General features: G+C 62.2%; 8 protein-coding genes and 1 pseudogene. 6 read left to right on the forward strand and 3 right to left on the reverse strand.

The annotated features are described in order from the left end of the window. Positions 1 to 372 precede the first annotated feature (372 nt). The 3 genes and pseudogenes from JX325_RS08870 to JX325_RS08880 form a co-directional block, all read left to right on the forward strand. Positions 373 to 528 (forward strand): hypothetical protein, encoded by a 156-nt coding sequence (locus tag JX325_RS08870; protein ID WP_204790801.1) that lies wholly within the window; start codon positions 373 to 375, stop codon positions 526 to 528. A gap of 36 nt (positions 529 to 564) precedes the next feature. After that, positions 565 to 2235, forward strand: coding sequence for a recombinase family protein (locus JX325_RS08875; protein WP_204790802.1), 1671 nt, complete (start codon positions 565 to 567; stop codon positions 2233 to 2235). An 18-nt stretch (positions 2236 to 2253) separates the two neighbouring features. Then, a pseudogene (locus tag JX325_RS08880) lies at positions 2254 to 2373 on the forward strand (alpha/beta-type small acid-soluble spore protein); the annotation flags it as partial. A 60-nt stretch (positions 2374 to 2433) separates the two neighbouring features. Here the strand turns inward: JX325_RS08880 and JX325_RS08885 are convergent. Then, positions 2434 to 3009 (reverse strand): dipicolinate synthase subunit B, encoded by a 576-nt coding sequence (locus JX325_RS08885; protein ID WP_204790803.1) that lies wholly within the window; start codon positions 3007 to 3009, stop codon positions 2434 to 2436. 10 nt (positions 3010 to 3019) lie between these two features. Then, positions 3020 to 3850 carry a dipicolinate synthase subunit DpsA gene (locus tag JX325_RS08890; protein ID WP_204790804.1) on the reverse strand — a complete coding sequence of 277 codons (831 nt, stop codon included), beginning with the start codon at positions 3848 to 3850 and terminating at the stop codon, positions 3020 to 3022. A gap of 111 nt (positions 3851 to 3961) precedes the next feature. Between JX325_RS08890 and JX325_RS08895 the strand changes: the two genes are divergently transcribed. Then, positions 3962 to 4648 carry a YjjG family noncanonical pyrimidine nucleotidase gene (locus JX325_RS08895; protein WP_204790805.1) on the forward strand — a complete coding sequence of 229 codons (687 nt, stop codon included), beginning with the start codon at positions 3962 to 3964 and terminating at the stop codon, positions 4646 to 4648. A gap of 132 nt (positions 4649 to 4780) precedes the next feature. Here the strand turns inward: JX325_RS08895 and JX325_RS08900 are convergent, their stop codons facing one another. After that, positions 4781 to 6133: a CCA tRNA nucleotidyltransferase gene (locus JX325_RS08900; protein WP_243414008.1), complete on the reverse strand. Its 1353-nt coding sequence runs from the start codon at positions 6131 to 6133 to the stop codon at positions 4781 to 4783. Positions 6134 to 6245: 112 nt separating this feature from the next. Between JX325_RS08900 and murC the strand changes: the two genes are divergently transcribed. Together murC and JX325_RS08910 are read left to right on the forward strand one after the other, a co-directional pair. Continuing rightward, positions 6246 to 7622 (forward strand): UDP-N-acetylmuramate--L-alanine ligase, encoded by a 1377-nt coding sequence (gene murC, locus JX325_RS08905; RefSeq protein WP_204790807.1) that lies wholly within the window; start codon positions 6246 to 6248, stop codon positions 7620 to 7622. A 6-nt stretch (positions 7623 to 7628) separates the two neighbouring features. Continuing rightward, complete coding sequence (locus tag JX325_RS08910) at positions 7629 to 8168, forward strand: prolyl-tRNA synthetase associated domain-containing protein (RefSeq protein WP_204790808.1); 540 nt, start codon at positions 7629 to 7631, stop codon at positions 8166 to 8168. The last annotated feature ends 1451 nt before the right edge of the window (positions 8169 to 9619 follow it).

The following is a 9619-nucleotide window of genomic DNA, read 5'->3' on the forward strand; positions in this document are numbered from 1 at the left end:
GCATAGCGAGGTATCTCTGCTTTGCATCTTGGAAATCACATCGCTTTTGAAAATTCGATTTAATCAGTGCTTCCTTAGAGTTTTGATCACCCGTCACACCGGGGTTAGCAGGTACTTCCCCTGCCCAATCAAGCATAGAGTTCAGATTTCCTCGCTTATTGAGGTTATCTGCCTTGTTTTATTGCGTATTTCTACGCAGATTGTCAAGGAACGAAGCGCACCTCAACGCCAGTTTGCGTGTTTCTCAGTTTCTGGGCCATGAGCGGCCTGATGTCACCCGGGGCTATCTGGCATCTGTAAAGGACGGTGCGGATGGGAAATAGTGGGATAAACCGCCCTGTTCCGGTGCAGAATAACCCCGGAGGCGATGCAATGGAACAGCAGATCATCACCATGGGACAGGTCACTTATGAATTGTGGCGGGTCTTTCAGGGTACACGTTCCCTTTCAGAGTTAATGGCGGAACGATTAACCCAAAATATTCCAACTGTCCAGTCCGTTGACGAAGGCAGCGGCCATGGAGTATAATCAGACCAGTGGGCCGGTTTACCGGAGGAGGCGAGCATGAAAACCGGCAGATTCACACTGGCTTTTGCCTACCTGCGGCTGTCCAACGAGGAGGCTCAGGGCGGGGAATCGTCCAGTATCACCAATCAGCGCATGATCGTGCAGAACTACTGCAAGCAGAACAACATCACTCTCATCCGAGAATTTGTGGACGACGGCTACTCCGGCGGCAATTTTAACCGCCCCGGATTCAAGGAGATGCTGAAGCAGCTGGAGCAGGGTAAGGCTAATTTGGTTATCACGAAAGACCTGTCCCGGCTGGGCCGTGATATGCGGGAGGCGAGCTACTACGCCGAGCAATTTTTCCCCGAACACGGTATCCAGTATATCGCCATCGCGGACAACTTCGACACGGAGCACGACAACATCATGGCACCGTTCCTCTTTGCCATGAATGAGGTCTATCTCCGGGACGGCTCCCGCAAGGTCAAGGACGTGCTGAGAAGCAAGAGGGAGAGCGGCCAATACTGCGCCTGCCCACCCTACGGCTACCGCAAGGACCAGGAAAACCGGCACCGCCTAGCTCCGGATGAGGCTACCGCCCCGGTGGTGGAGCGCATCTTCCGGCGGGCGGCGGCGGGAGACTCCTCCCGGAAGATTGCCCTGGATTTGAACGCCGATGGGGTGATTCCGCCGCTGAAATACCGGGTGCTGTACCGGGACGAGTTCAGCGAGGAGGGGACCGNCCGGGCCTCCGATGTGTGGAACTACACCACGGTGAAGCGCATTCTGANAAACCCGGTGTACCTGGGCCACACCCTGCTGGGCAGGAGCAAAAAGGTCAGCGTCAAGTCCAAGAAGAAGGTGGTCGTCCCCCGGGATAGCTGGGCGGTGACCGAGAACACCCACCCGCCGCTGGTGGACAAGGTCCTGTTCCAGCGGGCGCAGGAAAATCTGGGCCGGGGCAGCCGGGACTACCGGGCCTATGACCAGGTGCGCAAGAGCATCTTCGGCGGCGTGGCGGTGTGCGCCAAATGCGGACACGCCCTGTGCTCCTGCGGCACGGTGTACAAGGGGGAGCGGGAAAAATACTGGTATCTCTCCTGCACCCATCAGCGCCAGGACATCGCCGCCCCCTGCGAGGGGGTGCGCATTCGCTACGCTGACTTGGTGGAGTTGGTGCGGCAGGACCTAAACAGCCTGCTGGCCCTCAGCGACGGGGAAGTGGAGGCGCTGGTCCAGGAGGCAGCCAGGCGGATGGGCAGCGAGGAAGACCTCAAGACCCGGCAGCTGAAAAAGGAGCGGGCAGAGGCGCGGCTCACCACCATCGACAAGATCGTCACCAAGCTGTACACCGACAACGCGATGGGTAAGCTGGACGACGACCGTCTGAGCCGTATGGTGGCCGACTTGGAAAAGGAATCCGCCGGGCTGAAAGCGATGCTGGAAGAACTGAATGTCCCCAGCCCTGCCCAGCAGATGTCGGACCGCTACACGCAATTCTTTGAGCTGGCCCGATCCTACACCCATTTGGACGAACTGGACCGGGACACGCTGGTCACCTTTGTGGACCGCATCGAGATTGGTCCTAAAATCTACGAAAACGGCTCTCACAAGATTCCCTCTCGGGCCAATCAACCCTATCGGCAGAGTGTGCAGATTTTCTACAAATTCATCGGAGAATTGGCAGAAAGCAAGGAAAAAGATTCCGCTGAGAAACCTGCTTAAGATGGAGGAGGCACACCAAGGGAAGTGGGCGTCAACCTGAAGGAAGGCTACAACGGCGACCTGACCAGCCGCGAGGCCGGCTCCGTCGGCGGCCAGATGGTCAAGAAGATGATCGAGTCCTACGAGAAGTCCCTGTAACTTCCCGCTGGAACGAAAGGGGGAGAGGCAGCCGCCTCTCCCCCTGTTTCTCTCATCCTCTCACCGCAGCAAAATCGGCTGGTACTGTTCCCCCCGGAGCGCCGCGTCCACCGTCTCCGGCAGCTTCGCGAAATCCGCCACCAGAGAACTGGGCTTCTTTTCGGCGTTGTCCTGGCCGAACGGCACAAAATAATAATTCCGCCGGACCAGCAGCTCGCCGATGTTCCGCGCCCCCGCCGCCAGCCCGTCGTTGCTGGACACCGCCAGCACCACCGGCCGGCCGTTCCGCAGATGGGACTTGGCCGCCATGGTCACCGATGTGTCCGCGATGCCCGCCGCCAGCTTGGCAATCGTGTTCCCCGTGGCCGGGGCAATCACCAGTACATCCAGCAGCCCCTTGGGCCCGATGGGCTCCACCGACGGGATATCCAGCAGCACGTCGTTCCCCGTCAGATCCTCCAGCCGCTCCAGCAGGTCCTCGGACCGGCCGAAGCGGGTGTCCGTAAAGGCGGAAATCTCCGAGACGATGGGAATCACCGTTTCATAGATCTCCGTCAGCGCCTCCAGGGCCTTCAGCACCTTCTCATGGGTGCAGAAGGACCCGCAGACCGCGAAACCGACCCGTTCCTTGCGCATACAGGTCACCTCATTCTTCCAATAGGATGTAATACACCGCGTCCCGGATCGCCGCCGCTGCGGACCGCGGGCTGAGCCGCCCCGGCAGAGAACGGGCCCAGAGGACCTCCGGGCCGTTCTCCGCCGCCTCGATGCCCCGGACGGAAGCCAGGTCCATCAAGAGGCACTCCTGCGGCAGCTGGACCAGAAGCGGCCCGCCCAGGACGGGAGAGGGGACCGTGTTGAACACCGCGCCAAAAGCGCCTAAATGGCCGTCCAGCTTTCCGGTCTCCAGGGCCTGGTAGCCATAGGCCCGAATCCAGGCCAGGTCCTCCGGCCGTCTAGCCGTAGCCGTGACCCTGGCCCCCAGGCCGTGGAGGCGGCAGCTTAGGAGCTTCCCAATGCGGCCAAAGCCCAGCACCAGGCAGTCCAGCCCCAAAAGCGTCCGGTCCAGCCGCTCCATGGCGGTCTGGACGGCCCCCTCCGCCGTGGCGGCGGCGTTGGCCACCGCCAGCTCCTCCCGGAGAAAGTAGTCCTCCACCGTCAGGCCCAGGGCCTCCGCCTCCCGGCGCTGCTGGGGCCGCACCTGGCCCGCCAGAATCCGCTGTCCGGGCTGAAGGCGGCGGAACAGGTCCGCCGTGGGCACCGCCCCCTCCTCGCAGTTCAAAACGCCGTCCCCCCTGCACAGCGGCAGGGGCAGAATCACCACGTCGGAGGCGGCGGCACGATCCAGCGCACCCGCTCCCACAGGCTTCCAGCGGTCCAGGCCGTAAGTACGGACAACATGGCCGTCTCCGGCCAGCAGCCGCCCAAGTTCCGCCTGGCGGCGGTCCCCGCCGATGACGCCAAAGGTTTTCTTCATCTCAACACTCCCCCTCGCTCCATGGTATGGCCGGGAGACGAAATGGGTGATTGTCTTTTTCCGGCGGACGTGCTACAATGAAAGCCGTGAAACCTGCCGAAAGGACTGACAATGATGAAATACGAGTACCTGCTTTTCGACGCCGACGACACCCTGTTCGACTTCCCCAAGGCCTCCTCCCGGGCCTTTGAAAACATGTGCCGGGCCCACGGCATTCCCTGCACGCCGGAGGCCTACCGGCTCTATCATGAAATCAATCTGGAGCTCTGGGCCGCTTTCGACCGGGGAGAGCTGACCAAGGAGTTTGTCACCCTGGAGCGCTACGTCCGCTTTTTAAAGGCCCTGGACCTGGATCGGGACCCGGCGGCCTGCAACCGGGACTTTCTGTCCGCTTTAGGAGAGGGGGTCTATCCCCTGCCCCACGCCGAGGCGGTCTGCCGGACGTTAAAAGCCCAGGGCCACCGGATGTATATCGTCACCAACGCCGTGGCCTCCGTCCAGCGCACCCGCCTCCAAGGCAGCGTCTTCGCGGAGCTTTTCGAGGCCGCCTTTATCTCCGAGGAGGCCGGGGCCGCCAAGCCCAGCCGGGCCTACTTCGACTATGTGCGCCGCCGGCTTCCCGGGCTGACGGAGGAAAACGCCCTGGTCATCGGGGATTCTCTGTCTACGGACATTCAGGGGGCCAACAACGCCGGACTGCCCTGCTGCTGGTTCAACCCGGCAAAAAAGCCCCGGCGGGCGGGGCTTCGGGTTGACTATGAGATTTCCGATCTGCGGGAGCTTTTGAACATCGTATGAACAAACGGCGCCGGAATTTTCCGGCGCCGTGTTTCAGTTTTTCGGCTTTTTCCAGGTCCGGCCGTTGGTTTTGGTGGGGAATGAAGGAATCGCGTTCATCAATCCCCCCATACGCTCCGCAGGGGAACTCCCTCAAGGCCTTTCATATTCGCCCCCCTCTCCGCCGGACTCACGGTTTTTTCGGACATGCTCCAACAGCGCCTCCCGGTTGTTGGGCAGCACGCCGTCGACGGCCTTTTCCAGGAGATCCTCCAGCGCCTTTCCCACCGCCGGGCCGAAAAGGCCCAGGGCCAGCAGGTCCCGCCCGTTGACCGCCAGCTGCTTTAGGGAGAAACAGGCGTCCCCGGCCAGGAGGCGGTCCAAGATTTCCTCCGCCTTATCCAGCTCCTGCTGCCGGTCCCAGTACGCCGGGGCCTGTCCCAGATTATCCGCCCGCTTTACCAGAATCAGGCGGCGCAGGTCCGCCTCCCCCAGAATCCGCAGGGCCCGCCGGATGGACTTGTCCGTCCGGGGGATATCCTTGTCGTGCCACTCCACCAGCCGGACCACGGTCTCCCGGAAAGCCGTGCCGCATTTCAGCCGCCGGAGCATCTTATCCGCCAAATCACGGCTGACGGCGGGGTGGCCGTAGAAATGGCCCACGCCCTTTTCATCCAGGGTAAAGCAGGCGGGCTTCCCCACGTCGTGGAGGAGCATGGCACAGCGGAGGACCACGTCACCCGGCACGGCATCCAGGGCGTGGAGGGTGTGCTCCCACACGTCGTAGCAGTGGTGGCGGTTCCGCTGGCCGAAGCCCACCATGGGGAGGAGCTCCGGCCAGAAGACGCCGAAAACCTCCGGGTATCCCCGCAGCACCGCCGCCGCCCCTTTTCCCGGCAGAAGCTTAAAGAATTCCACCTGAATCCGCTCCGCCGCGATGTCCCGCAGCCCCTCCCGGTTCCGGCGGACAGCCGCCGCCGTCCCAGGCTCGATTTCCAGCCCCAGCGCCGCCGCAAACCGGAGGCCCCGGAGAATCCGCAGGGCGTCCTCTTGGAAACGGCGGTCCGGGTCCCCCACGCAGCGGAGAATTCCCCGGCGCAGATCCTCCCTTCCGCCGAAGGGGTCCCGGAGCTCGCCCCGGAGGTTCCGGGCCATGGCGTTGACCGTGAAATCCCGCCGGGCCAGATCTTCCCCGATGGAACGGGTGAAGGTCACGGACTCCGGGCGGCGGTGGTCCCGGTACGCGCCGTCCACCCGGTAGGTGGTGACCTCCACCGGGCCGCCGGGCGTTTTCACGGTGACGGTGCCGTGCTTCAGCCCCGTGGGCTCCGCCCGGGAACCGAACACCGCCAGGGTTTCCTCCGGCCGGGCGGAGGCGGCCACGTCCCAGTCCTCCGGTCTCCGGCCCGAGAGGGCGTCCCGGACGCAGCCGCCTACGCACCAGGCCTCGTGGCCCGCCGCTTCCAACGTTTTCAGGACCGCCTGTACATTCTCCGGGATATCCACAGGTTTTGCCCCCTTTCGCCGTTGCATTTCTTTGCTTCTTATATTATAATAAACAAATTGTGAGGATACAATCTTTTTTAAGTTCCGTTTTCTGGAAAGGAAGCTGAGTTCCATGATGCATAACGAAAAACCCATCAGCGACTTCTTTGTTCCCGGCGCCCGGGCCCATCTGGTGGGCATCGGGGGCGTGTCCATGTGCCCCCTGGCGGAGGTCCTGCGGGACAAGGGGCTTGTCATTCAGGGCTCCGACATGTCGGAGAGCGATACCGTGCAGCACCTGCGGTCCCTGGGCATCCCCGTAGCCGTGGGGCACAACGCCGACAACCTGGGGGACTGCGACCTGGTGATCCGCACCGCCGCCGTCCACGACGGCAACCCGGAAATCGCCGGGGCCGTTGCCCGGGGCATCCCTGTCTATGAGCGGGCCCAGGCCTGGGGGGCCATCATGCGGCACTATCCCAACGCCCTCTGCGTGGCCGGGACCCACGGGAAAACCACCACCACCTCCATGTGCACCCACGTCTTCATGGCGGCGGAGGCGGACCCCACGGTGATGATCGGCGGCACCCTGCCCCTGCTCCGCTCCGGCTACCGGGTGGGCCAGGGGGACACCATCATCCTGGAGTCCTGCGAGTACTGCAACAGCTTCCTCAGCTTCTACCCCACCGTGGCGGTGATTTTGAACGTGGAGGCGGACCACCTGGACTTCTTCAAGGACCTGGAGGACATCAAGCGCTCCTTCCGCCGCTTCGCGGAGCTGGTGCCCGCCGGGGGCCATGTGATTGTCAACGCGGACAACGCCGGGGCGCGGGACGCTGCCCAGGGCCTGGACGCCTTTACCTTCGGCCTGGAGCCGGGGGCGGAGTGCACCGCCGTGAACCTCCGGGAGGACAAGGGCCGCCCGGTCTTCGACATCCACGTTCACGGAACGTTTTACGCCCACGCGGAGCTGCGGGTCTACGGGCGGCACAACGTGTCCAACGCCCTGGCGGCGGCCTCCGCGGCCTACGTGCTGGGCCTCCCCGGCCAGGCGGTGGAACAGGGCCTGGCGTCCTTCACCGGCGCGGGGCGGCGCTTTGAGTACAAGGGGGCCTTTCAGGGCGCGGAGATTTACGACGACTACGCCCACCACCCCGACGAGCTCCACGCCCTGCTGACCACCGCCAAGGGCCTGGGCTACCGGCGGCTCATCGTTGCCTTCCAGCCTCACACCTACTCCCGGACCGCCAAGCTTTTCGACCGCTTTGTGGAGGAGCTGAAGCTGGCGGACGTGGTGGTGCTGGCGGAGATCTACGCCGCCCGGGAGCAGAACATCCTGGGCATCTCCTCGGCGGACCTGGCCCGTGAAATTCCCGGCTCCGTCTACTGCTCTACCCTGGACAAGACGGCGGAGGCCGTCCGGCGGCTGGCCGGGCCCGGGGATTTGATTCTGACCGTCGGCGCGGGGGATATTTACCGGGCCGGAGAAAAGCTCTTGACAAAGGACTGATAAACGATGGAACTTTCACCCTTATATCACAACGCCCGGCCGGAGGGGGAGCTGCTGCCCCAGGAGGCGGCGGCCTTCGCCCTGCTGGAGGAGCTGGGCGTGGACTACGTCCGGGTGTCCGGCGAACCCGCCGACACCATGGAGAAGTGCGCCGCCGTCAGCGAGGTCCTGGGCGTGCCCATCTGCAAGAATCTCTTTCTCTGCAACCGGCAAAAGACGCAGTTTTACCTTCTGCTCATGGGGCCGGATAAGCCCTTTCACACCAAGGACCTGTCCCATCAGATCGGCTCCGCCCGGCTGTCCTTCGCACCGGAGGAGAGCCTTTGGGAGCTGCTCCACTGCACTCCCGGCTCCGCCACGGTGCTGGGTCTGATGAACGATACGGAGCACCGGGTCCGGCTCCTCATAGAGCGGGAGGTCTACGAGGCGGAGTACCTGAGCTGCCACCCCTGCATCTGCACCAGCAGCCTGAAGCTGAAGACGGCGGAGGTGCTGGAAAAGCTCCTTCCTCACACGGGGCACACGGTCACCGTGGTGGACCTGTAATCATACCGGTAAAAACAGCGCGCGGCCGTCCGGCCGCGCGCTGCGCTTTTATGTAGTCTCAAATTCTACGGTTTCCAGGATGCCGGGAATCTCCGCCTGCATCCGCTGGTATTCCTCCGTAATTTCTTCTGCCTCATCGTTGAATTGAACATCCGTGGGATAGATCGCCAGGAGCGTCATACCGTCTTTCTCGAGTACCGTCTCACAAGCCGGAAGAGCGTCCGGCCCCTCAGAGTCATAGGGACCTTCTATAAGCGACAGAGAAAACAGCCAGCCCCCCTCTTCCTGCAAGGAAACTTTCTGCGAAAAGTTCAGCCGCCCGTCGTTTTCAACCACACACAGCTCTTTCCACTCCCTCGGGAGGGTCAGCCGTACGCGCCAGCCGTCCATCGTCTCGTCCACAAGAACCCTATCCGGGGCGCCGGTTCGGATNACATCCATCGTCTCCATTTCCCCGGACGCGCCCTCGTCCTTGAAGAACCGTGCCCAGGGCCCGTTGTCCTTGAGCTCCTTGAGCTTGCCGATTTGGCCCTTGAGCGCCTCCAGCGGCGCCTCCCAGGACGCTTTCAGGTACGGCGCCGCGCGGCCTTCCGGCGCGGGGCTCAAAAACATTCCCCCCACCACCAGGGCAATCGAGACCAGGACGCAGAGGAGCGCTGGGAGCAGGGAATCAAAATTGGCCACCCGGATAACCAGCCAAATCACGGACGCCAAGAGCGCCGCCAGTCCAATCAGGCCGATGATGCCGAACACCCCGGCCAATATGCTGAACTTGATCAGCAGCGCCTCCATACGCAATCCCTCCCATATCCTCCGCAAACCCCGCGCGGGGCAAACGCCGCCGCAGGCTTTCCGATCTTCCTCTCTTGCAAATATGATATCGTCCTTTCCCCGGAATGTCAAGGTCTTTCCTTCCCCGGCCCGTGGAAACGAAAGGGCGCGCCTTTATTCGATTCACGCGGTTCTTGTCGTAGGGCAACGGGATTTATTCTGTTTGGGGCAAAGCTGTTTATCCGCTCCGCCCCTTGTACTTAGCGTAACCGGGAAAATTGCCGCTATCAAGGGGCGGGGGATGTTAATTGGTAGCGAATCCTGCATTCTGGTCGAGCGGCCTTGTTTTTTTAGAGAGTTTTGTGTATGTTGTGAAATATAAAATTGCGACGAAAATGGATTAAGAAAGGGGCGCGCCCCTTTCTCATTCCCCCCATGGGGGAATGAATTTCCTCTGCCGCAAGGGAAAACAGACCCCACGAAACACAGGAGTGCGGGCGTCATTGCGGTGCGAAGTTTGGGACGTTTATAGACCGCGAAATGCGTCTCATGGTGAGTAATGTCCTTAAGTTGGCCGCGAAGGAAGAAGCGGCAGAAGGTCACAGGATTCCGAAGGAAATCCAGAAGGAACTTATCAGGAAAAAGAGGCAGCAAAAGCAGACGGAGGCAGCTCCGTCAGA

Source organism: Oscillibacter sp. CU971, from assembly GCF_905219725.1.
Lineage (GTDB): Bacteria > Bacillota > Clostridia > Oscillospirales > Oscillospiraceae > Oscillibacter.

Coding starts and splice junctions, on each gene's coding strand:
- JX325_RS08890 (WP_204790804.1), bottom strand. CDS start 3,850: ATGAAGAAAACCTTTGGCGTCATCGGCGGGGACCGCCGCCAGGCGGAA.
- JX325_RS08885 (WP_204790803.1), bottom strand. CDS start 3,009: ATGCGCAAGGAACGGGTCGGTTTCGCGGTCTGCGGGTCCTTCTGCACC.
- murC (WP_204790807.1), top strand. CDS start 6,246: ATGATGCATAACGAAAAACCCATCAGCGACTTCTTTGTTCCCGGCGCC.
- JX325_RS08910 (WP_204790808.1), top strand. CDS start 7,629: ATGGAACTTTCACCCTTATATCACAACGCCCGGCCGGAGGGGGAGCTG.
- JX325_RS08895 (WP_204790805.1), top strand. CDS start 3,962: ATGATGAAATACGAGTACCTGCTTTTCGACGCCGACGACACCCTGTTC.
- JX325_RS08870 (WP_204790801.1), top strand. CDS start 373: ATGGAACAGCAGATCATCACCATGGGACAGGTCACTTATGAATTGTGG.